We start from the raw sequence: 21,448 nt of genomic DNA on the forward strand, positions 1-21,448 counted from the left end.
GAAATACTAAAACTAGTATTTAATACATTAAAAACTTGAATAATACCATAAAAACAACGTACAATATGCCAAATGAACTTATAATATTTTTGTTTCTGAACAAAAAAAGCGCTTCTATAATGAAGCGCCTTTATAGGATATTTAAAAAAATTATTTCTTAAGCCACCATTGGCTGTCCTTACGATCCGAACGTTTTACTCCGTTATTCAGAGTATATCCGAAACCAATGCCCAAGGTCTGCTTAAGCTGTGTTTTCTGAATCTGATTATGATCGTACAACAAATCCAAGGTAATGTTGGACGAGATATATTTATTAACCTTCAGATTTAATACTGCTCCATAGGCAAGAACCAGTCTTTCCGGATGATCCAGATAGTTTGAAAAGACGGAAGCAGTATTGCTGATGCTTACATTTTCCATAAGTTTTACCTTATACAAAGCTGTTCCCAGGAAACCGAACTGAAGCAATGAAGAATCGCCATCATTTTTCAAACCATAATTTCCTGCAAGCTGAAGATTTTTATCTAACACAAAGGTCCATCTGGCATTGGTAGGACGAAGCGTTACAGTCAGATTATCATTTGGTCTGTAGGTGATACCCATACCGAGATTAAGGTATCCCGGAGCCATGAAGTTTGAGATTTTCTTTGCTTCCGGGTTGTTGCCGTCTTCATATCCTGAAGAAAACTGAGATTGGAAGCCGGCACCTAAAGAAAAATACCAGCTCTTAGAAAATTTCCTCCCGTAATTGGTTGAAATATTGATGACGTCCTGTGTTTTCCTTACTCCTACTCCTTTTGTATCATTCTGGCCGTAATCCATCACGATAATATTTTCCCAAAGATCTTTGTCTTTTTCATACGTGATATTATAGTTTACCCCGGCAAGCCAGCCTACATTATTGGCTCCCCCGCCAACCCAGTTTGAAAAGGCCGCCTGATTGATCATTAAATTGTTTTTTCCTAAAACCGACCAGTATTTAACGGTATCTGTCACTACCGAATCTTTTTTCAATTCTTCTTGTGCACTTGTATAGATCCCTATAGAAAAGGAAAGAATCAACAAAAACTTCTTCATTACAATAAATAATTTTCAATGCAAAAATATTAATATAATTTTTGTTTAAAAAAAATTCAGTCTGTAAAATCATGTAGTACTATTGAATTTAAACAGTTAAATGCTATTTCGATTTAGTAAATTCAATGTCAGAATATTACGTTTTCGTGTTAAAATTTAATCCCTTTTGTCTTAAAATAACCGGTTCCGGAAAAATACCTCGACAAATTTTCCGAAATTTATCATTGGCTTTTGATTTGACATATTTTCCGCATGTTTAAAAACGTTGTTTCCAAAAGAGCTGTTCTCTATCCTTTGCTGATGCTGTCAGCCATGTGGTTCGGCTATTTCCTCCAGATGCAGGGCTTTTTCCAAAGCTGTTTCGGAGCTATTATTCCTCTGCTGCCTGAAGGATTGCTGGGAATAATCACCTCACCCTTTTTACACGGAAATATAGATCATATTATAGGAAATTCTATTCCGATTGCTGTCCTGATGTTTCTTTTATACCAGTTTTACCCTCAGGTAGCTAATAAAGTTTTCATTACCGGATGGCTTGCTACAGGGCTTCTGGTCTGGCTGCTTCCTCCTATTGATATTCTCACAGGTGAATATATGTATACCTGTACCATAGGAGCCAGCGGAGTGGTGTATGTATTGGCTTTCTTCCTGTTTTTCAGCGGAGTATTCAAATGGAATATGAAATTGCTTACCATATCCATGCTGGTCGTATTATACTATGGCAGTCTTGTGTGGGGTATGTTTCCTGAAGAGTTGTTCTACAACCTTCAGGAGCCGAGCAGGATTTCATGGCAGGCCCATCTCTCCGGAGCTGTGGTAGGAAGTATTATTGCATTTGCTTTTAAAAAAGTAGGCGAGAAAAAAAAGAAGTTTATTTGGGAGTTTCCTAATTATTACAATGAAAAAGACGACAAGTTATGGCAGGAATATAAAGAAAATCACCCGGAGGACTTCATGGAGCTTCCCTATAAAAAAAGAGACGATATCTGGGATCATCTGGATGAATTAAGGAGAAAATAAAACTTAATTTACTACATTTGATAAAAAACGCATAATGATCTCTGATGAACACCTTTACACTATTGCTCTCCGCGAATGCAGCCTTATTGGTGATATTCTTTTTCACAGACTGATACAAACTTTCGGAAGTGCCGAAGAGGCCTGGAAAAGAGCAAAAAAAGAGTACTCTAAAACGGAAGGTCTGGGCCGGAAAACGGTTTCTGATATCGGAAATAAAGAACATCTGGAATTTGCAGAACAGGAGCTGAAGTTCTGTGAAAAAAACGGGGTACAGATCAGACTGAGACACCTAAATGAAACCCCTTCCCTGCTTAACGAATGTCCCGATGCTCCCGCAATTCTCTACCAGAAGGGAAGTTTTGACGAAAATGCTCCCAAAATAAGTATTGTTGGCACCCGGAATATGACTTCCTACGGCAAACAATTCATTCAGGATTTTTTCGAGGCTACTCAATCTTCAAAATATATATCGGTAAGCGGTTTGGCTTTAGGGGTTGATAAAGAAGTTCATGAACAGTCTGTTCATCATAAAATTCCTACAATAGCTGTGTTGGCTCATGGCTTTCACACCCTGTATCCATCAAAAAATAAAAAACTATCTGAAAAAATTCTTCAGGAAGGCGGTGCATTACTGACTGAATTCAACTCGTCCAGAAAACCTGACCGGGAAAATTTCATCCAGAGAAACAGAATCATAGCAGGACTATCACCTGTTACAATTGTTGTAGAGACAGCATTCGGAGGAGGTTCTATAAGTACAGTAAGCTTTGCCAATGATTATAACCGGGAAGTTTTTGCTCTTCCTGGAAAAATCACAGATCCTTACAGCCAGGGATGCAACCAGCTGATTTCCCAGAACAAAGCCGCCACCATTTCTATGGTAAGAGAACTTATAGATTCTTTGGGGATCAACAATCCCAGAGAGAAAATGGAGGAACTCTTTCCATACAGTGAAACAATCACTCAACTTTCTGACAATCAACAAATAGTATATCAATCCATCAAAGAGAATCCACAGATCACACTGGATGATCTGGCGCAGAAAATTTCCATCTCTTCATACAAAATACTGCCTGTTATTTTAGAATTAGAACTTTTAGGGAAAGTAAAATCATTTTCCGGGAGACAATTTACCGCAATTTAAGAATTAACGATTTCTTAATATTGCATTATTTAAGACATAACATTTAATTTTTAATAAAATTTAAACACAAATTATCAATTTAATAATATTTCGAAACATTATTATTTAATTTTTAACAATGTTAAAATAGAGTGTTGTGAATCTTGAAAAAAAAATTAAATTTGTTGACAATAATATTCAACCTTAGTATATGGAACAATATAATATTGACCAGAAAATCCAGGAGTTTATTGCAAAAATTGAAGCAAAAAATCCTAATGAGCCAGAATTTTTACAAGCTGTAAAAGAAGTTGCTGTAACTGTAATTCCGTTTATTATGACTAAAAAGGAATACACAGGCATGAAACTTCTTGAGAGAATGGCTGAAGCTGAAAGAATTATTATTTTCAGAGTTCCATGGGTTGATGATAAAGGAGAGATCCAGGTAAACAGAGGTTTCAGAATCCAGATGAACTCTGCAATCGGACCATACAAAGGAGGAATCCGTTTCCATCCTACTGTAAACCTGTCAGTTCTTAAATTCTTAGCATTCGAGCAGGTATTTAAAAACTCACTGACGACTCTTCCGATGGGTGGAGGTAAAGGAGGTTCTGATTTCGATCCTCAAGGAAAATCTGATATGGAAGTAATGCGTTTCTGCCAGGCTTTCATGACTGAATTATGCAAGCACATCGGTCCTGAAACAGACGTACCAGCAGGAGATATTGGTGTAGGAGCAAGAGAAATCGGATATTTATTCGGACAGTATAAGAAAATCAGAAATGAATTTACCGGTGTACTTACAGGAAAAGGTCTTGCCTATGGAGGTTCACTAATCCGTCCTGAAGCTACAGGATACGGTGTAGTATATTTCGCAGAGCAGATGCTTAAAACTATCGGACAGAATTTCGAAGGTAAAACAGTAACGGTTTCAGGTTTCGGAAACGTAGCCTGGGGAGTGATCAAAAAAGCGACTGAGCTTGGAGCGAAGGTAGTAACCATCTCTGGACCTGATGGATATATCTATGATAAAGATGGTATCAGTGGAGAAAAAATTGATTATTTATTAGAACTAAGATCTTCAGGAAACAACAGAGCTGAGGATTATGCTAAGAAATATCCATCTGCTGAATTCCACGCAGGAAAACGTCCTTGGGATGTAAAATGTGATGTAGCATTCCCATCTGCAACTCAAAATGAATTAGATCTTGAAGATGCTAAGAAATTGGTTGAGAACGGATGTCTTTGTGTAACTGAGGCTGCAAATATGCCTTCTACTTTAGATGCTATCAACTATTTCCTTGATAATAAAGTGTTATTCTCTCCTGGTAAAGCTTCCAATGCCGGAGGTGTTGCTACTTCAGGTCTTGAAATGACGCAGAACTCTATCCGTCTTAACTGGACTTCTGAAGAGGTAGATGCAAGATTGAAGGAAATCATGATCGGTATCCACAAAGCTTGTAGAGACTACGGAAAAGATGAGGATGGTTATGTAAACTACGTAAAAGGCGCCAATATTGCCGGATTCGTGAAGGTTGCAGAAGCCATGTTAGCTCAAGGAGTGGTATAAAATAAACCAAGGCTGGGAAAATTCCCGGCCTTTTTTGATATAGCCTGTTCCCGGGACAATGGGAAAAAAGTAAAAAGTGAAAGGAGAAAGCGCTGTATTGTACAGCGCTTTTTTTATTTTTAAATAGGCTGCTCTTTATCTGTGAAATGAATGTAATAAAACGAGCCGAAAAGCAGGACAAAAATTATTATTGGGCAATTTTTAATACAAAAGCTGTTTAGACTTTTTTATTAAACGAGCTTTACCATAAAAAAGTCCTGAAACAAGAATGCTTCAGGACTTACTTTCTGTTTGCTGAAATATTTACTTTGATGACTTTGCTTTCTTTTTGCCTTTTTTATCTTCTTTGGTTGCTTTTGAAGGTTTTGTAGCTTCTGTGTTTACTTCTGCGCTCATCGTCGCCTCAGTAGCTGGAGCAGCCGTAGCGGCATCAACGGTAGCTGTGGCTGTAGTGCTTTGTTTTGTTGCACCGGCATCTGTAGAAACGGTTCCGGTAGTTGTAGCTGCAGGCATCGTTGTCTGTGGTTGGGCTGTCGTAGTTTTAGCAGGGGTAGTCTCAGCTGGTTTCTTTGTTTCTGTCTGGGCTGATACGGTAACTATTCCGGCTGCCATAAATGCTGCCGCCAAGATTAACTTTTTCATAATGTAATATTTTAAATGGTTGTTTAGTTTAAACGAAACATTTTTCATTAAATTATCTGTAAAGTCCTTATTTAACGTACTTTATAATTATTTAAGAGGAATTTTGAAAAATGCAGTTGAGATGGAAGATGGAGGTTAGAAAATGGGAGTTATTTGTGGTTAAGCCTAATTATGAAAGCCATTTACAGAACATTGAATACAAAAATTAATGAAATTTTTTGATGAGAAGAAAGGAAGATGGAGGATGGAAGTTTCTCACAGTTAAGCGCACTTCTGAAAGTATTCCAATAGAATAACTAATTGAGGCGGATTGCTCCTAAAGGATTGTTAAAATGACAATCTTTTGTTTTTCAGAATTCTTAAACTTCCTTTCTTCAGGCTTTATCGGCTAATATTCTTCATCATTTTCTCTACAAATTCGTAGGCTGCGGGACAGATTACTGTATTTTTCAGCATCAGGTGATTGATCTGGTAGATCTTTTTCCGGTCGGTATGCGGATATTCGCGGCAGGCTTTAGGCCTTACTTCATAAATTGAGCATGTATTATCACTGTTCAGGAAAAAACACGGAAGATGTTGCAGCACTTTGTCCTGATCTTCATCCACTCTTAAAAATTTCGTTTCAAAATCTGCAGGTTTCATCCGGAGGTACTTCGCAATACGTTCAATGTCCTTTTCGGCGTATAAAGGTCCTGTAGTTTTGCAGCAATTGGCGCATTGAAGACAGTTGATTTCATCAAACACTTCATCATGGGTTTCCTGAACGATATAATCGAGGTTTTTAGGCGGTTTCTTCTTTAATCCGTCCAAAAACTTCTTATGTTCCTTTTGCTTCTGTAAAGCCTGTTTTTTGTAAAAATCTAAATCCATATTCTTTCTGCCTGATTGTTATTTGCCCATGAGGCAGTCTGCTTTTCTTTTGCAAAGATAAAATATTGTTTTCATGAAATTTATCAAGCTAAGGATTGAATTTATCAATTGAATTTACTGTACATTTGGACTATGAAAAAACTGGAATCCCGAGAAGATATTGAACATCTGGTCAATTCATTTTACACCAAAGTAGTTAAGGACGAGACGATTGGATTTTTCTTCAACGATATCGCCAAAGTAGACTGGAACAAACATCTTCCTAAAATGTATTCATTCTGGGAATCGATTCTGTTTGGACAGATGACTTACAAAGGAAATCCTATGGGGGTGCACTTTCCCATCAATGAAATCCAGGCGATGGAACAGAAACATTTCAACCGTTGGCTGGAACTCTGGAAACAGACCATTGAAGAAAATTTCATCGGAGAAAATGCTGATATGGCGGTCTACAAATCCGAAAATATCGCTAAACTGATGGCCTTCAAAATGGAACTGGCAAGAAGACTTTAGCAGACCACAGAATAGATTATTTCTAGCCTATAAATTCAAAAAACCACAATTATACTTCCTGTTTTTAAGGAACGATTACTGTAAAAATATACGCTGCCAGATTCACTAAAAGCACTGTTCCGTAAAGAATATTCGTCTTTCCACGGCTTAATGAAAGCATTACGATAAATACGGAGAGCGAAAGCAGGATAATATCTTTTTTATCCAATCCCAGCACCAAAGGAATATCATACAGAATACACACCGTAGAAACCGCAGGAATCGTCAGTCCTATACTGGCCAGTGCAGAACCTAATGCCAGGTTTAAACTGGACTGGATCTGATTGCTTCTTGCCGCACGAATAGCCGCTACCCCTTCAGGAAGAAGCACTACTGCAGCAATAATCACTCCTACCAAAGATTTTGGAGCACCTATACTCTGAACCATATCTTCAATAGTTCCTGAAAGTCCTTTTGCCATCATTACAACGATTGCCAGGCAGACAACCAGGAATCCAAAGCTTATCACTGTTTTCGTGAATGTCGGGATATAATGTTCTTCCGGGTGTTCATCAGGCACAATAAAATAGCTTCTGTGTCTTACCGTCTGAACCATCAGGAATACTCCATAAATGACAAGACAGGCAATGGATACAAAAACAAGCTGAGCTTCATTATAGAAAGGACCGTTGACACTTGAGGTAAAATTAGGAAGAACCAATGTCAGGATCAGAATAGAAACAATACTTACCAGATAAGTCGTTGCAGATGTTCTGGCAAAGAACTGTTCGTGATATTTTACCCCTCCTACCAGAATACAGATTCCCAAAATACCATTCAGAATAAGCATTACCGCAGCAAAAACAGTATCTCTGGCCAACGTGATGGCCTGATCTCCTCCGGCAACCATAAGTGATATAATTAAGGCCACTTCAATAATAGTGATACAAAGCGCAAGAATAATGGTTCCAAAGGGTTCTCCTACTTTATGAGCGACCATTTCGGCATGATGCACTGCTGACAGAACGCTTCCTGTAAGCAGGATCCCTGCAATAACATCATAAATGACTCCTCCTCCCATCAATCCGGAAAAATAATAAACTACTGCCAGAATGGGAAAAATATACGTGTAATGTAAAAGTTCTTTTAATTTCATAAAGTGTCTACAAAATACAAAAACTATATGAATTTTGAAATATCCTGAGATAATATTAATGATATTTTAATGCCCCATAGATTAAAGTCCTGAAAATCTGTCAACATATGGAATAAAAGACCAACAGCTGCAATCCTGATATTCCCTTTAAAGAACAGCATTAAAAAATAAACAGCAATAGCGTAATATGAATGCAAAAAATGAAACCCAATACTGTTTCTGGACGGATCAAATATAGGATTGGCAAAAAGGTGATCCAGATCCACAAGCATGGTAGCCAGCATAATAAAATAAGCCTTTTTCCAATTTTCACGAAAAAAAACCAAGGCAATAAACACCGGAAACACCAGATGTAAAAAGTAATGAGTGATTTGTTTTATCAATATAATTTCAGAAGGCACCGTCATCTACAAATCGTTTTTATTATAAAAATGATCTCCTTAAAATGAGAGGAAGATCTCCTTTCTTTGCTTTCAGTTTAATATAATGGTCCTGCCCTTTGTTTCCATAAAAGATATACTCTATATCTGACATCAATTTCTTCTCGCGTTCTGTTAAACTTTTTAAAGAGGAATAGAGCAAAGCATTATTTCTGATAAAAATATAATTTTCCTTCTCATTCCGAGACAGGGGTTCCAGATTTCCGGAAGATCTTATGATGACCGCTTTTTGACTTTTAGACACCGTATTCGGCTGAAACGGAATAATCGTCAGCTGGTTCTGTGCATTGATCCATTTTTTATTTTGAAAATAGGCCCATGTTTTCTCAGGATCCGGAGTTAGAAGTGAAATAGCATACTTAGGCTGAACAATCTTCTGATAGCTTTTCTGCTCCACTTCATTGAAATTATCATCATACCCGTAAGTGATAATGGTATCGTTTACCTGCTCCAGATCAGCGATACCTTTCATATGGCTGATCCCAGCTGAATCACTGATGCTTTTATTAAAAAAACGGCTAAGGTTTTTCATATTTCCGGCATCCAATTGCATTTCTAAAAAGTGGCTCTTCCCTTGAAATTCAGCAATAACAGAAGTAAAGTCTGCCGATCCATCAGCATTTTTAATCTCAATTTCATCATCCCTGAGATCAATGGAAAAATTACTGATGTTTTGTCCTGAAATAAAAGAAAAGCTTCCTAATGTTCTGTTGATGAAATGATCTGCATTATATTTTTTCTTCTCTGAAGCCTTAAAAAAATCTGAATCCGTATTTTTTAAAGCCCGGTCAGAAGTCCCGAAGATACAGTAACCCTTTCCGATTTTAATGAAAATCTGGTCTTTCTGATAAAGACTATTCCCCTTATCTTTAAACTTCTGCTGCTTTAAATAGGTTAGAAATTTGGGTTGATCTTTGAGTTCAACCGCAGTGTACCACTCGGTGAATTTCGTATTCTTCAGGTGGAATATCTGCAAAAAATCGGGGATACGAATCCCCGAATCTTTTAAAGCAATATGTTCTTTTTTTTCTTCTGCATCATTAAACCACAACGATGGATGTGTTGTAAGACTGAAAACGTACTGTCCCGCCAGTTTCTTCACATCAATCAAAACCACAGCATCTGCATTTTCCGGGACAAATTGTAAGGTTTTGTCTTTATAAAAAAACACAAAATATATAACGGCGGCCAGCGGAATGATCAGCCAGGCAATCAGTTTCTTTTTCTTCATTTATAATATAGGTGGCTTTTTATCGGCTTCTTTTATTTTATAAATTTCATCGAAAAGATCAAAGAAATACATCAGGCTGTTTTCAGAAGAATTTTTGATGTTATAATCTGCTTCTGTCTGAATGCTGTTGTTTTTCACCTCTGTTTTATAATACACTTCTCCTACATTTTTTCTGATCAGATCCAAAGTCTTTCTTTCTGAAGGGCTCTTGAATTCTCTTTCAAGACCTACTAAAACTCTCTGCAGATCCAGTCTTCCTGACAACGGATATTTAGATGAATCTTTTGCCCATTTTTTAGAAACCTCGGACTGGTTTTTAGGATTGATATTATCTTTAAAAGAAGTAAGATAAACGACACCGTCTTTCACCGTAAAGAACATCTGGTCAAGATAGCCTCCGCCCTTTTCATCTTTAAAAGCATAAAAATCTCCTGTTTTTGTAAACTTTTTAGCCAGATCTTTATTGGTCACCAGTAAATTGAAAACACGGTTCCAGTAGCCTTCATTTTCCGTAGCAAATGCAAAGGTGAAGTTAGGAACCATTACTTCCTTCGTCTTTTTCACTTCTTTTGCATTGTAATCTTCATCGTATTCGTAATCTGTGTAATCCACTGTTTTTGGCTTCAGCTCATTCAGAACGAAAATCCCGTTTCCTGGGGCTATTTTGCTGATCGCCTCTTCATCCAGAATGATCTTCATGGTTTCCATCACCAGTTCCATTTCTTTCTGATATTCTCCTTCTCCTGTATCTTTAAGCAGATCATACATCATATCAAAAGATTTTCTTCCGTTGATATTCATCACGTAATATCCTAAACTTTTATCGTTGATAAGTGCTGCCAGCTTTTTGTTTTTCTTTCCTTTATAAACCTCTGAAATACTCTTCTGAATATCGGAATTTTTATGCTGATAATTATTAATCAGTTTTACTTTATCCTTATCAAAATACAGGTTATAAGCAGAATCCGAGTTGTACGCTCTTCCAAGGAACTGACTGAAATTATATCCTCTCATCATTCTCCCATAAAGCCCTTCATTCACCATTCTTCCGTAGTCTGTATAGATAAAAACATCTGAATTGGCATCGCGGAAATTAAGTTTATCCTTAGGCACTTCAATTTCTAAATTTGAACTGAAATACCGGTCGAATGCATCCTCTGCCAGTTTTTTCACAACCTTGAAGTTTTCTCTTCTGATAGAATCCTGTTCTTTTTGATACGCTGAATCTGCTTCTGCAATAGAATACTCCTCTTCTTCAGTCATTTCGTCTTCCCCTTCATAGTCCGGCTGCTTTTTCTCTTCAGGATATTTATGGTGTTTTTCCAGATACTTGATATCCTTCTGAATTCTCGTAATTTCAGTGTTGCTTTCTTTGATGCTTTCTTTAAGATATTTGATCTGGTCTTTCAGATCTTTTATTTCCTCTTTATAGTTAAAAGGTCTTTCCGGTTCTACTACATAAGCACTGTCTATTACTGCTTCAGCTGTTGAATCTACTGCAATTGCGGCGCTGTCTGCCACTGCTTCTTCTGCCCATAAATCCTTATAAGGTTTGGTATAGCTTACAAGACTCAGTACTGCGCGCTTATCATTCCAGGCAACAAATACATCATCATCCAGATCAACATAAGAGTAGTTATTTTTCTGGGAAACTTCCTGTCCTTTTTTCTTTGTAGAATTAATAAACTCTTTGAATTTATCTTTGTTATCTAAAATAAAATGAGCTGTATAGGTTTTTACAGAATCACTAAAGCAGGCATAATGGTACTGAACTTCATCATATTTGATCCCGGTTTTGGAATAATCATTCCATGAGGCTTTTTCTTTGCTGCTTTTCGTTATTTCCTGCAGTAAAGGATTAAATTTCTCCCAGTTTATTTTATTATTAAGCTGTTTCCCATTGATTTCCATATAAAATACGGCATCTTTAGGAAGCTTCATGCTGTTCTGTGCAAAAGCGAGCGCAAAACCAAAAAGTAAAAAGGTGATCTTTTGTGTTTTTAATAGGATAGATTTCATGGCTGAAAAGTACTTTTTATTGAAAGATAATAATATTTTGCATCTGTTTTTTCTGAAGGATCAGGTCTAAAACATCTGCTTCAAGTTTTACGGCTTTCTTATTGGGAGAAAGCTGGTAAGAACTGTTAGATTGCGATTTTATAGTGTTTTCAAACTGCAAAACAGAAGTATATTTAGCATTATTGAATACTTCTTTATCTGCCTTGCTCATTTTATCGTAGTCTGCTTTAAAAGTGTTTACTTTATTTCTGGTAAACGATTTTTTCTCAAGGCTCTGTCCGTAAATCTGGGTAGGAATCATTTTCCCAAGAATATTTTTTGATTTCAGCTGCTCCAGCCCGGCATTGATGTTTTCAATTTTCTTAAAATTACAGCTTAGCTTAATGATGTAATTATCAAAGTCCATCGTAGTCTTTACATTGCTGATTCCCGGGGTTGCCTTGAAAATTCTGGCCGCTTCACTGATCTTATTTTCAATTTCAGATTTTTTCGGAACTTTTTTCCCATTGATCGTTTCCATTTTAGAGATCGAAGCCAGTCTTGTTTTGCTCTTGCTGGCATTCACAATGATGGTATATTCCCCTGTTCCGTCTGCTTTTACGGAGGCTTTGTCTACAATATCAAAACAGCTTGTGAGCAGCATCAAAGGAAAGCAAAGTAAAAACAACCTGATTACGTTCTTCATAATTGAGTTTTTAAAATACAAAACTACTTAATTTTTTATCGGTGTAAAATACCGGATTCCATTGGTTTTTTTATGATCTGAAGGGATGCCTTTATACTCTCCCTTTCAGATAATCCTGTCTAAGGTCTTCATCAAGTTTTTCAATGGCATATCTCAGGCAGGTTCTTGGCATTTCTTTGTAATATTGATTGAGGTAAGAGATCAGTTCCTGTTCGTTTTTGTTCCCCATTTCCCTTAGCAGCCAGCCATTTGCTTTGTGCATCAGATCATGCGGATGTTTCAGGTTTTTGGTGACAAATTCTTTAGTCAGTTCATACGACCCTTTTTTAACGTAATGCATCGTTCCCACAACGGCTATTCTTTTATGCCACATTTCATCAGAATCTGAAAGGTCTCTCAATAAATTTTCTTTTTGATTTTCAAAAGCATACCGTCCTAATATTTTATAACAGCTTGAGTCTACCAGATCCCAGTTATTGACATGGGGAAGATGGTTCAGGTAAAAAGTAATAATTCTTTCTTTTATTCTGATGTCTTTTGTTTTTTCAAACTTGGTGATCAGCATAAAGAGAGCTGTAAGCCTATGCTCATGATACTCTGATGAAAGCAGTATGCTCAATTCTTCAAGGCTTATTTTATCATAATACTCTTTCGCTACAGACCTTTGATCCGGAACTTTCACTCCAAGAAAGAGATCTCCTTCTCCGTATTCTCCCTTTCCTGTTTTGAAAAATCTGGGAAAGAATTCCGCTTTTTCAGGAATGGACAAGACAGCTAAGGCTTCCTTAATCTCTTTGATTATATTATTGGCCATCTTTAAAACGATATTTATGATGAACAGATCAAGTTATGATATTAATGCTCTTCCAGAACAATACTTTCCTGCTCCTCCTCTTCTTTTGCAATCTGCTTAGGATTGGCCACTTTAGCAATGGTAAGTCCCTGAACAATAATAGAAAAGACGACTACACAATAGGTAATACTTAAAATAATTTCGCTGTATTCACTCTTCGGAATAGACATCGCCAATGCAATGGAAACCCCTCCACGGATTCCTCCCCAAACAAGCACTTTTACAGTCTGCGGACTAAACCTTGTTCTTAAAGACATGAATTTCGTTGGTCCCCAGATCGAAATAAAACGGGCTAGTAAAACCACGATAATAGCAAGAAGACCAGGCAGCATAAAATGCTTAAGATCTTTGATCATCAGAAGTTCAAATCCTATGAACAGGAATAAAACAGCGTTCAGAATCTCATCAATCAGTTCCCAGAACTTAATCAGATAATCCTGAGTAACAGACTTCATTTTGAACCTCACATTGAAATTCCCCATAAACAGACCAGCAGCAACCATCGTCAAAGGTCCTGAAATATGCATCTGTCTGGCGATAAGATATCCTCCCATTACTACAGAAAGAGTTACCAGAACCGAAATAATATAATCATCCACTTCACGCATCAGCCTGGAGGTTATCCATCCCAGAAGGACCCCAAGCAGGATTCCTCCCCCGGCTTCTTTCATCAGTAATAATCCTATGCTTTCAACGCCCAGATCCACTTCTTTTCCAATCGCAAGCTGCATAACTACGGTAAATACCACAACAGCCATACCGTCGTTGAAAAGAGATTCTCCGGCTACTTTTGTTTCTAATGATTTTGAAACTTTAGCCTGCTTCAAAACACTCAGGACAGCCACCGGATCGGTAGGAGAAATCAGGGCTCCGAATACCAGACAATAGATAAAAGGAAGCTTGATCCCTACGAACGGTAAGAGATAAAACATTCCAAATCCTACAACAAATGTAGAAATTACCACACCTACTGTAGAAAATATCAGTACTGGACGAAACTGTTCCTTAAGATCGTTGATATTAATGTGAATTCCTCCTGCAAAGAGAAGGAAGTTAAGCATGGCCCCCATCAGGACTTCTGTAAAATCAATGCTGTTCATCAATTTATTGAGATGTCCGAATGTTCTCGGAAGTACTGTTTCCCCAAACATCACCAGAAAAATGGAAACCACAATGGCAATTACCATAATTCCGATCGTACTCGGGAGTTTCAGAAATCTGTAATTCAGGTAGGCAAATATGGACGCTAGCACTATTAATGCTGAAAATGAATAATATAACTCCACTAAGTGTTTTTTTTATTGAATTTTAAAAGTCTAAATAAAGTATTTTAATATAAAGTTTTTGACTGTCTTTTTCCCAGATATCAAACATTCCGTCTTTGGCAGGTTTTGAACTTCGGGTATAACCATTTCCAATGTTCAGAATGTTCAGCAGAATATATTCGTCTCCTACAGAATTGACCAGGTAAGCTGTTTTTTCGGATTTTCCGTCTCCGGAATCTTTGATGCCGTTAGTCAGTGCCCGAAGCTGGCTCAAATGATGGACAAAGTTATTGGCATCTTTCAGGGAGTCATAGGTACGGAGCAGGATAAGAAGAACGTCCAGATTGGTAGGGTCTTTATCATACAAATCTTTACCCAGCTTGATACAATCTGCAAAATGATTCTGCTTAAAGGCATCCGCAAGGCTTTTAAAACGGTCGTCTGTTGTCGAAATTTTATCATTTCTAAAATTCCTTCCGTAGTAAAGATGCTGGGCTTCGATGCTGTCCAGAGATTTTGGAAATCCTTTGTACTTAAAGATAAGCTTCTCGTAATTGTAAGGAGAGTCCGGATTTTTGAGGTTTTTCTCAATACTTTTTAAATCAATTTTTGATTTCTGGCTAAATCCAAAAACCGAAAACAGAAGGAATAAAAGGAAAAAGTGATATTTCATTAATCGTTGTTTTCTTCGTCGTCGTTATCGAAATATTCGAAAAGAAAATCATTGTATGGGAATCTGGAAATATGAATCTTCATTACCTCATCATAGATCATTTTCTTCATCTCCGGGAAATTTTCTTTCGTAAGAGCAGAAATGAAAACGGTTGGATATTTGGATTTAGCCATCCAGGTCTTTTTCCACTCTTCTAATGAAATATTTTTACGGGTAGAAGGTGTCAGATCATCCTCATCTTTTTTCTCATAGCTGAAGTCATCAATTTTATTGAAAACCATGATCATAGGCTTTCTGTGGGCATCAATCTCCTGAAGAATCTGGTTAACTGACGTAATATGATCTTCAAAGCTTTCATGCGAGATATCTACCACGTGAATTAGTAAATCCGATTCTCTCACCTCATCCAAAGTAGATTTAAATGATTCTACCAGCTGAGTAGGGAGCTTTCTGATAAACCCTACGGTATCCGTCAGCAGGAACGGAAGATTTCCAATCACCACTTTTCTTACGGTAGTATCCAACGTTGCAAATAACTTATTTTCAGCGAAAACTTCTGATTTTGAAAGGGTGTTCATCAGCGTAGATTTTCCTACGTTGGTATATCCCACCAAAGCAGCACGCACCATCTTTCCTCTGTTGTTACGCTGGGTGGCCATCTGTTTGTCTATGGTCTTCAGTTTCTCTTTAAGCAAAGAGATCCTGTCACGGATGATACGACGGTCTGTTTCAATTTCGGTTTCCCCCGGACCTCTCATCCCGATTCCCCCCCTCTGTCTTTCAAGGTGGGTCCACATTCTTGTCAGTCTTGGAAGCAGGTATTCGTACTGTGCCAGCTCCACCTGGGTTCTTGCATAAGACGTTTGCGCTCTTTGCGCAAAAATATCAAGAATAAGATTGGTCCGGTCTAATATTTTGACTTCCATTTCCCTTTCCAGGTTTTTAAGCTGTGAAGGGGAAAGTTCATCATCAAAGATCACTGTTCCAATCTCATGTTCTTTCACATAGTCTTTAATTTCCAGTGCTTTCCCACTCCCTACAAACGTTTTGGAGTCCGGCTGTGATAATTTTTGGGTGAACCTTTTTTCAACTGTTGCTCCTGCCGTGTAGGCAAGGAACTCCAGCTCGTCCATATATTCTTTTAGTTTTTCCTCGTCCTGGTCTTTGGTAACCAAACCTACCAAAACCGCCTTTTCATAATTATGTTCTTTCTTTTCTAGCATTAAGTTCTATCTATGTTTGTGATTTTCACAAGTTACCATTTTTCAGGAAAAAAAACAAAATCTATTTTTAATTAACTGCATTTTTAATGTTAATTTAAGATTATAATATTTCTTTTTTATGAAAAAACACTAACTTTATATTGCAATTTTCTGATTTTAAAACATTTAAATTCAGATTTAAATATAAAACTAACATCCAACAGCTCATGACTCCCCATATCAGATGTATGATCATTGATAATGATGAACTGGACAGATTGGTTCTTCAGCATTATCTCAGACAATACAAAAACATAGAGATTATAGCTTCTTTCGATTCGGCAGAAAAAGCAATTCCTTATCTTGAATTCCCCATAGATCTTTTGATTTCCGAAACGGTTATGAACGGAATGAGTGGACTGGAATTCAAAAAAATAGCCCATAAGATACCCGCCTGCATTTTCATCAGTTCCCACCCCGAATCAGCAGTCAGCGCGTTTGAACTCAATACACTGGACTTTCTTACCAAGCCTTTGAAAATGGAACGCTTTCATGATTCTATGCAAAGAGTTTTTGATTTTTTTGAAACGAAAGAAAAATGTAAATGTTTTGATGCCATTCTCGGTGGCAACTGCATCAGAATAAAAGAAAACGGAAATATCTCCCACATCAGAATAACGGATATTTTATACCTGGAGGCCCTGAAGGATTATACCCGTATCATCACCTACGAAAAAAAACACTGTGTTCTGGATTCGTTAGGAAGCCTTCTTCACAAAAACGTCTTTTCATCATTTGTAAGAATACACAGAAGCTATGCCATCCCACGGTACCTCATCCGTGGAAAAAACTACCACGAAGTAGAACTAACCTGCAATATAAAACTCCCTATCGGCAGAACCTACAAAGACAATCTCTCTTTCTTTGACCAGTAAAATATCTGAATACCAACATTTTTACTCAAAAACGGCGTTGGTCGATTTTTTCTGCCGTTGGTCTATTTTCCCCATATCCGGTTTTGATATGTGGTAATTTAGTAATCCCAAATTTCATTAAAAAAACGGGATAACCTATTAATAACCACAAAATCAATTCATATGAAAAGAACATCTATTCAAGGCTTCTTTCTCATTCTGTTTACTCTTTCCGTCAGCCTTTTAAATGCACAGTCAGCCGTTCTTGCCACAGGAACAGATGCATCAGGAGGCGGAGGCTCAGTTTCTTACAGTATCGGACAGACCGCTTATCTTTACAAAGGCTCCAGTGCCCAGATCATAGAGGGTGTACAGCAAGCCTACGAAATCACAACGCTCTCTGTTTATGAAAATACAGTACAACAGGAAGGTATTCTACTTTACCCCAATCCTTTCAGGGATTACCTGTACATTGATTTCACTTCAGAAAACTACAAAAATGCAGAATATCAGCTATTTGATGCTCAGGGCAAACTGATCAGAAAAGACGTTATTCTACAGATCAAATCTGAACTTAATCTTTCTTCTCTTCCTTCCGCCATGTATATCATCCGGATCAATCAGAGCGGAAAACATTTGAAAACATTTAAAATCATCAAAAAATAATTACCATGAAAAAAATATTACTTTCACTGGGGATCATGCTGGGCTTATTTATGGGCCTTGCACAGGCTCCGGAAAAAATGAGCTATCAGGCCGTCATGAGAAACGGCTCCGGCCAGCTTTTAACTAATCAGAATGTTGCCGTAAAAGTAAGTGTACTGGAGGGATCTCCTGCCGGAACACTGGTTTATTCGGAAAGACTTACCGGAAATACCAATATTAATGGTCTTATCAGCCTTGAAATAGGGACAGGAACTGTTCTTTCAGGAGTTTTTTCAACCATCAACTGGCCTTCAGGAAATTATTATCTTAAAACAGAAACAGATCCTGCAGGAGGAACCAATTATACCATCACAGGAACCAGCCAGCTGTTAAGTGTTCCTTACGCTATGTATGCAAAATCTGCTGGAGGTGGAGGTGGTAGCTTTGCAATTCCCTATGCTGCTACAGTAAATAATGCCGCAACACTGTTTTCATTAACCAATGACGGAGACGGAACCTCTCTTGAAGGTGTTAACAATACTACGACCTCAAGTATTTCTGCTGTAAGGGGAATTGTCAACAGTACAGCTCCCGGCGGCTTTTCTTCTGCTGTCCGCGGTATCAATAATGGTACAGGAGGATTAGGAATTGGTACCTGGGGAAGCCAGAACGGAAGCGGTTGGGGAGTTTATGGGGTTACTCCCAACGGATTAGGGGTTTATGGGAATTCAAGCGCTAACGGAACAGGAGTATATGCCAACAGCAATACAGGAACAGGGCTTACTGCCACCAGTAATAGTGGAATTCCTGCAAGCCTAGCTATTTTCAATAATGCTAACGCCAATAATGTTCTTAATGCTTCCAGTGTAGGAAACGGAACGATAATAAACGTAACCACAACAGGAAACGGAGCCGGAGTTAAAAGTTCAACAGCCAGTGGTTTCAGTATGCATGGAATGACCAGTGCCCAGACTTCAGCTGGGGTTGTGGGAGACAACAATGGCGCCGGAGAAGCTGTAGTGGGAAGAACAACCAGTGATATTGCAGGAGCTGTTGTAGGCCGTAACGATGGAGGCGGATATGGAGTACGTGGATTTGTTGCTACGAATACAGCAGGAACTGCGATCGGGGTTTACGGACAGGTAGGACTGAATAATAGTACCGGACGTGCCGGAAAATTTGAAAACTTTAACCAAACCAACCCACAAAATACTTTCGAAGTGATCACCAACGGCAATGGTAACATTCCGGATAATACTCTTGGTAATGCGTCTTCATTCCTTGTAGACAATACCAATAGTGTTGCAGCAGCGGTAAGAGGCGAAGTAAAAACCATATTCGGAAACTTTGGAGCTGCCGGAGTTTTTGGTGTTTCTTCAGGTACAGGAGGGTTTGCCGGATTATTTCATGCTTCCAATCCTGCCGGAAACGGAGCTTCGCTGGTCTCTATTAACGACGGAAACGGAAATGCTATTACTGCCAACGCCAGTAAAGACGGTAATGGTGTAGAAACTAATATTGACGGAGCCGGAAATGCTCTGTACGCCTGGGTTCCTTCTTTTGCTACGGGAAGAGCAGGAAGATTCAATATTTTCAATGAAGACAACAACAGTGATGTAATTACCGTGACCACCATAGGTAACGGAATCGCCGGAAATTTCAAAGTAGACCGTACTACAGGGACTTCAGCGGCTGTAAAGGGTGAAGTAAATTCAATTTTTGCCAATTTTGGTACCGCTGGTGTGTACGGGCTGTCTTCCGGTACCGGAGGATACGGCGGATTATTCTACTCCAGCAATGCAACAGGAAATGGTCCTGCTTTATTAGCCTTAACGGAAGGAAACGGAAATGGAATGACTGCCAATGCCGGAGGAAACGGTGATGGTATTGAGGCATCATGCGACGGAACCGGCAATGCTGTTTCAGGCTTTGTTCCTAATTTTGGAACCGGTAAAGCAGGAAGGTTCGCCAATTACAATACCAGCAATGGCCAGCCAGTAGTTCATGTAACAACTACAGGTACAGGTTCCGGAATTCTTATTAATCATACGGGTGCTTCAGGAAATCTTGCAGTCTTCCAAAGTGCCAATGCGAATGTTGCCCGAATTAATAAAGCCGGACGGGGATTCTTTAACGGAGGAACTCAAACCAATGGAGCGGACGTTGCAGAAGCCTTTGATGTAGAAGGTTCTGTTTCTGAATATGAAATGGGAGATATTCTGGTAATCTCAACGAATACTGACCGTACAGTTGAAAAGTCTTCAGAGCCATATTCTGATCTTGTGGCCGGAGTGTATGCTACCAAACCGGGAGTACTTCTCGCAGAAGAACATATTGACTCTGACCTTTCCGGTAAAGTTCCAATGGGAGTAATCGGAGTAATCCCCACCAAAGTATGTCTGGAAGGTGGTGCCATAAAAAGAGGAGACTTATTGGTAACCTCATCAAAACCCGGTACTGCGATGAAAGCTGATCCTGAAAAAGTCAGAATAGGGCAGGTCATCGGTAAAGCACTTCAGGATTACAGCCAGAATGAGCCCGGAAAAATTCAGGTATTAGTTAACATCAAATAATAAATTGTCATGAAATCAATATATATTACTCTATTTCTTCTGATAGGAGCTGGGATTTATGCTCAGGAAAACAAACAAGTTTCCCAAACAGAAGATCAAACCCTTGCTTTAAAACAGATTAAAGAATTTGAATCTAAAATGATGAAAGAAGCACAGCTAAATGCTGAGAAGAAAACACCTCAGACAGCTCTTGTCTCTGAACAGGGACTGGAGGTAAAAAAACAGGAGCAAAAGCCTAAAGCTACATCCGGCAATTCAGGAACAATGCTTCCCAATACAGCCAGTCTTGATGAAATTAAAAGATCAATTCCCAACAGACAGGCCTCCAGAAGCACCGCAGTAAAAACACAAAATGCCCGGAACCAGACTGGGCTATCCAATACTGCAACTTTAGCGGAGATTAAAAAGACTATTCCCAAAAACTGATAACCTTCCAGGTTTAAAAAAGTCCGCGTGCTGCGGACTTTTTTCTATTTTCATAATATTTTTTATTTTTAGTGTAGTTTCCCGTATTACTTAATCCCAATCTGCTGCAACAAACTTCATTGAATTCCCGTTCTCATCAGATAAAGTAAGAAAATGTCCTTCCACGGAGTATTTCGTCATTTTGTCAAATTTCTGGATGAAGGCGCTTTCCAGATCCATATTCTGGCAGGCTTTCATTGTGCTTCCCACACCGGAAATTTTTACCTTCCCCCCGTTTTTAAATTCGGAAGTAAAGAACATATTGTTGCATCCCATATAGGCCCCTCCGTGAATTTTTCCGCCTTTCATTTCTGCTGTAAGATTTACTTCTGCTTTATTTTTCATCAATTCTTCTTTTGAAAATTTGTCAAACGAAATCAGCATCCACTGCCTCTGAAGACCCGGATTTTTTTCAGGTATTGATGAACAATTGATAACAACTCCCAGGAGTAAAACTGCAAAAAGTGCCAATAGTATCTTTTTCATGCGGATTATCATTCCATTTTCATACCAATCCGGGACAGAATATCGTA

The 21,448-nt window shown here is 38.3% G+C and carries 21 protein-coding genes; 8 read left to right on the forward strand and 13 right to left on the reverse strand.

The genetic code is table 11. The features are described 5' to 3' along the window. Window positions 1-150 precede the first annotated feature (150 nt). Window positions 151-1,077, reverse strand: a complete 927-nt coding sequence (locus J2Y40_RS10025; RefSeq protein WP_153397111.1) for a DUF3078 domain-containing protein — start codon at window positions 1,075-1,077, stop codon at window positions 151-153. A gap of 252 nt (window positions 1,078-1,329) precedes the next feature. Here J2Y40_RS10025 and J2Y40_RS10030 point away from each other — a divergent pair, with 252 nt between their 5' ends. The 3 genes from J2Y40_RS10030 (at window position 1,330) to gdhA (ending at window position 4,790) form a co-directional block, all read left to right on the forward strand. Beyond that, window positions 1,330-2,097, forward strand: a complete 768-nt coding sequence (locus J2Y40_RS10030) for a rhomboid family intramembrane serine protease (protein ID WP_153397109.1) — start codon at window positions 1,330-1,332, stop codon at window positions 2,095-2,097. A 34-nt stretch (window positions 2,098-2,131) separates the two neighbouring features. Next, entirely contained in the window at window positions 2,132-3,241 is a 1,110-nt protein-coding gene (dprA, locus tag J2Y40_RS10035) for a DNA-processing protein DprA (protein WP_153397107.1), read from the forward strand. A gap of 190 nt (window positions 3,242-3,431) precedes the next feature. Continuing rightward, window positions 3,432-4,790 (forward strand): NADP-specific glutamate dehydrogenase, encoded by a 1,359-nt coding sequence (gene gdhA, locus J2Y40_RS10040; RefSeq protein ID WP_153397106.1) that lies wholly within the window; start codon window positions 3,432-3,434, stop codon window positions 4,788-4,790. Between the two features lie 303 nt (window positions 4,791-5,093). On the opposite strand, the gene J2Y40_RS10045 is transcribed toward gdhA, so the two are convergent. Then, window positions 5,094-5,432 (reverse strand): hypothetical protein, encoded by a 339-nt coding sequence (locus J2Y40_RS10045; protein ID WP_309998725.1) that lies wholly within the window; start codon window positions 5,430-5,432, stop codon window positions 5,094-5,096. A gap of 381 nt (window positions 5,433-5,813) precedes the next feature. After that, entirely contained in the window at window positions 5,814-6,302 is a 489-nt protein-coding gene (locus tag J2Y40_RS10050; RefSeq protein ID WP_309998727.1) for a YkgJ family cysteine cluster protein, read from the reverse strand. Window positions 6,303-6,434: 132 nt separating this feature from the next. Between J2Y40_RS10050 and J2Y40_RS10055 the strand changes: the two genes are divergently transcribed. Beyond that, a complete protein-coding gene (locus J2Y40_RS10055; RefSeq protein WP_153397100.1) occupies window positions 6,435-6,815 on the forward strand; it encodes a group III truncated hemoglobin in 381 nt (126 codons plus the stop codon). Between the two features lie 64 nt (window positions 6,816-6,879). Here the strand turns inward: J2Y40_RS10055 and J2Y40_RS10060 are convergent, their stop codons facing one another. The 9 genes from J2Y40_RS10060 to hflX all read right to left on the reverse strand — a co-directional run bounded on the left by J2Y40_RS10060 (window position 6,880) and on the right by hflX (window position 16,339). Then, a complete protein-coding gene (locus J2Y40_RS10060; protein WP_153397098.1) occupies window positions 6,880-7,950 on the reverse strand; it encodes a calcium:proton antiporter in 1,071 nt (356 codons plus the stop codon). Between the two features lie 23 nt (window positions 7,951-7,973). Beyond that, window positions 7,974-8,357, reverse strand: coding sequence for a DUF6122 family protein (locus J2Y40_RS10065; RefSeq protein ID WP_185151993.1), 384 nt, complete (start codon window positions 8,355-8,357; stop codon window positions 7,974-7,976). A 16-nt stretch (window positions 8,358-8,373) separates the two neighbouring features. Further along, window positions 8,374-9,621, reverse strand: a complete 1,248-nt coding sequence (locus tag J2Y40_RS10070) for a hypothetical protein (protein ID WP_153397096.1) — start codon at window positions 9,619-9,621, stop codon at window positions 8,374-8,376. Next, window positions 9,622-11,640 (reverse strand): hypothetical protein, encoded by a 2,019-nt coding sequence (locus J2Y40_RS10075; RefSeq protein WP_153397094.1) that lies wholly within the window; start codon window positions 11,638-11,640, stop codon window positions 9,622-9,624. 16 nt (window positions 11,641-11,656) lie between these two features. Then, on the reverse strand, window positions 11,657-12,325 hold the full coding sequence (locus J2Y40_RS10080; protein ID WP_153397092.1) for a hypothetical protein: 669 nt from the start codon (window positions 12,323-12,325) through the stop codon (window positions 11,657-11,659). A 91-nt stretch (window positions 12,326-12,416) separates the two neighbouring features. After that, window positions 12,417-13,139, reverse strand: coding sequence for a DNA alkylation repair protein (locus J2Y40_RS10085; RefSeq protein WP_153397090.1), 723 nt, complete (start codon window positions 13,137-13,139; stop codon window positions 12,417-12,419). 41 nt (window positions 13,140-13,180) lie between these two features. Beyond that, window positions 13,181-14,464 (reverse strand): sodium:proton antiporter, encoded by a 1,284-nt coding sequence (locus J2Y40_RS10090; RefSeq protein WP_153397088.1) that lies wholly within the window; start codon window positions 14,462-14,464, stop codon window positions 13,181-13,183. 22 nt (window positions 14,465-14,486) lie between these two features. Then, complete coding sequence (locus J2Y40_RS10095) at window positions 14,487-15,116, reverse strand: DUF4919 domain-containing protein (RefSeq protein ID WP_153397086.1); 630 nt, start codon at window positions 15,114-15,116, stop codon at window positions 14,487-14,489. Further along, complete coding sequence (gene hflX, locus J2Y40_RS10100) at window positions 15,116-16,339, reverse strand: GTPase HflX (protein ID WP_309998733.1); 1,224 nt, start codon at window positions 16,337-16,339, stop codon at window positions 15,116-15,118. Before hflX ends, J2Y40_RS10095 begins: the two co-directional genes overlap by 1 nt. 206 nt (window positions 16,340-16,545) lie before the next feature. Between hflX and J2Y40_RS10105 the strand changes: the two genes are divergently transcribed. The 4 genes from J2Y40_RS10105 (at window position 16,546) to J2Y40_RS10120 (ending at window position 20,876) form a co-directional block, all read left to right on the forward strand. Then, window positions 16,546-17,253, forward strand: a complete 708-nt coding sequence (locus J2Y40_RS10105) for a LytTR family DNA-binding domain-containing protein (RefSeq protein WP_231128704.1) — start codon at window positions 16,546-16,548, stop codon at window positions 17,251-17,253. 162 nt (window positions 17,254-17,415) lie between these two features. Continuing rightward, the gene (locus tag J2Y40_RS10110) at window positions 17,416-17,898 is read left to right on the forward strand and encodes a T9SS type A sorting domain-containing protein (protein WP_153397082.1); all 483 of its coding nucleotides are present in this window, start codon (window positions 17,416-17,418) and stop codon (window positions 17,896-17,898) included. Window positions 17,899-17,903: 5 nt separating this feature from the next. After that, the gene (locus J2Y40_RS10115; RefSeq protein ID WP_153397080.1) at window positions 17,904-20,450 is read left to right on the forward strand and encodes a collagen-like protein; all 2,547 of its coding nucleotides are present in this window, start codon (window positions 17,904-17,906) and stop codon (window positions 20,448-20,450) included. Window positions 20,451-20,459: 9 nt separating this feature from the next. Further along, complete coding sequence (locus tag J2Y40_RS10120; RefSeq protein WP_153397078.1) at window positions 20,460-20,876, forward strand: hypothetical protein; 417 nt, start codon at window positions 20,460-20,462, stop codon at window positions 20,874-20,876. 90 nt (window positions 20,877-20,966) lie between these two features. Here the strand turns inward: J2Y40_RS10120 and J2Y40_RS10125 are convergent, their stop codons facing one another. After that, complete coding sequence (locus tag J2Y40_RS10125) at window positions 20,967-21,401, reverse strand: META domain-containing protein (protein WP_153397076.1); 435 nt, start codon at window positions 21,399-21,401, stop codon at window positions 20,967-20,969. Window positions 21,402-21,448 lie beyond the last annotated feature (47 nt).

The sequence above is a fragment of the Chryseobacterium sp. 2987 genome (assembly GCF_031456375.1).
Lineage (GTDB): Bacteria > Bacteroidota > Bacteroidia > Flavobacteriales > Weeksellaceae > Chryseobacterium > Chryseobacterium vaccae.

Excerpts from the sequence above, each read along its gene's own strand:
- J2Y40_RS10025 (WP_153397111.1), bottom strand. The coding sequence starts at position 1,077 with ATGAAGAAGTTTTTGTTGATTCTTTCCTTTTCTATAGGGATCTATACA.
- J2Y40_RS10030 (WP_153397109.1), top strand. The coding sequence starts at position 1,330 with ATGTTTAAAAACGTTGTTTCCAAAAGAGCTGTTCTCTATCCTTTGCTG.
- dprA (WP_153397107.1), top strand. The coding sequence starts at position 2,132 with ATGATCTCTGATGAACACCTTTACACTATTGCTCTCCGCGAATGCAGC.
- gdhA (WP_153397106.1), top strand. The coding sequence starts at position 3,432 with ATGGAACAATATAATATTGACCAGAAAATCCAGGAGTTTATTGCAAAA.
- J2Y40_RS10045 (WP_309998725.1), bottom strand. The coding sequence starts at position 5,432 with ATGAAAAAGTTAATCTTGGCGGCAGCATTTATGGCAGCCGGAATAGTT.
- J2Y40_RS10050 (WP_309998727.1), bottom strand. The coding sequence starts at position 6,302 with ATGGATTTAGATTTTTACAAAAAACAGGCTTTACAGAAGCAAAAGGAA.
- J2Y40_RS10055 (WP_153397100.1), top strand. The coding sequence starts at position 6,435 with ATGAAAAAACTGGAATCCCGAGAAGATATTGAACATCTGGTCAATTCA.
- J2Y40_RS10060 (WP_153397098.1), bottom strand. The coding sequence starts at position 7,950 with ATGAAATTAAAAGAACTTTTACATTACACGTATATTTTTCCCATTCTG.
- J2Y40_RS10065 (WP_185151993.1), bottom strand. The coding sequence starts at position 8,357 with ATGACGGTGCCTTCTGAAATTATATTGATAAAACAAATCACTCATTAC.
- J2Y40_RS10070 (WP_153397096.1), bottom strand. The coding sequence starts at position 9,621 with ATGAAGAAAAAGAAACTGATTGCCTGGCTGATCATTCCGCTGGCCGCC.
- J2Y40_RS10075 (WP_153397094.1), bottom strand. The coding sequence starts at position 11,640 with ATGAAATCTATCCTATTAAAAACACAAAAGATCACCTTTTTACTTTTT.
- J2Y40_RS10080 (WP_153397092.1), bottom strand. The coding sequence starts at position 12,325 with ATGAAGAACGTAATCAGGTTGTTTTTACTTTGCTTTCCTTTGATGCTG.
- J2Y40_RS10085 (WP_153397090.1), bottom strand. The coding sequence starts at position 13,139 with ATGGCCAATAATATAATCAAAGAGATTAAGGAAGCCTTAGCTGTCTTG.
- J2Y40_RS10095 (WP_153397086.1), bottom strand. The coding sequence starts at position 15,116 with ATGAAATATCACTTTTTCCTTTTATTCCTTCTGTTTTCGGTTTTTGGA.
- hflX (WP_309998733.1), bottom strand. The coding sequence starts at position 16,339 with ATGCTAGAAAAGAAAGAACATAATTATGAAAAGGCGGTTTTGGTAGGT.
- J2Y40_RS10105 (WP_231128704.1), top strand. The coding sequence starts at position 16,546 with ATGACTCCCCATATCAGATGTATGATCATTGATAATGATGAACTGGAC.
- J2Y40_RS10110 (WP_153397082.1), top strand. The coding sequence starts at position 17,416 with ATGAAAAGAACATCTATTCAAGGCTTCTTTCTCATTCTGTTTACTCTT.
- J2Y40_RS10115 (WP_153397080.1), top strand. The coding sequence starts at position 17,904 with ATGAAAAAAATATTACTTTCACTGGGGATCATGCTGGGCTTATTTATG.
- J2Y40_RS10120 (WP_153397078.1), top strand. The coding sequence starts at position 20,460 with ATGAAATCAATATATATTACTCTATTTCTTCTGATAGGAGCTGGGATT.
- J2Y40_RS10125 (WP_153397076.1), bottom strand. The coding sequence starts at position 21,401 with ATGAAAAAGATACTATTGGCACTTTTTGCAGTTTTACTCCTGGGAGTT.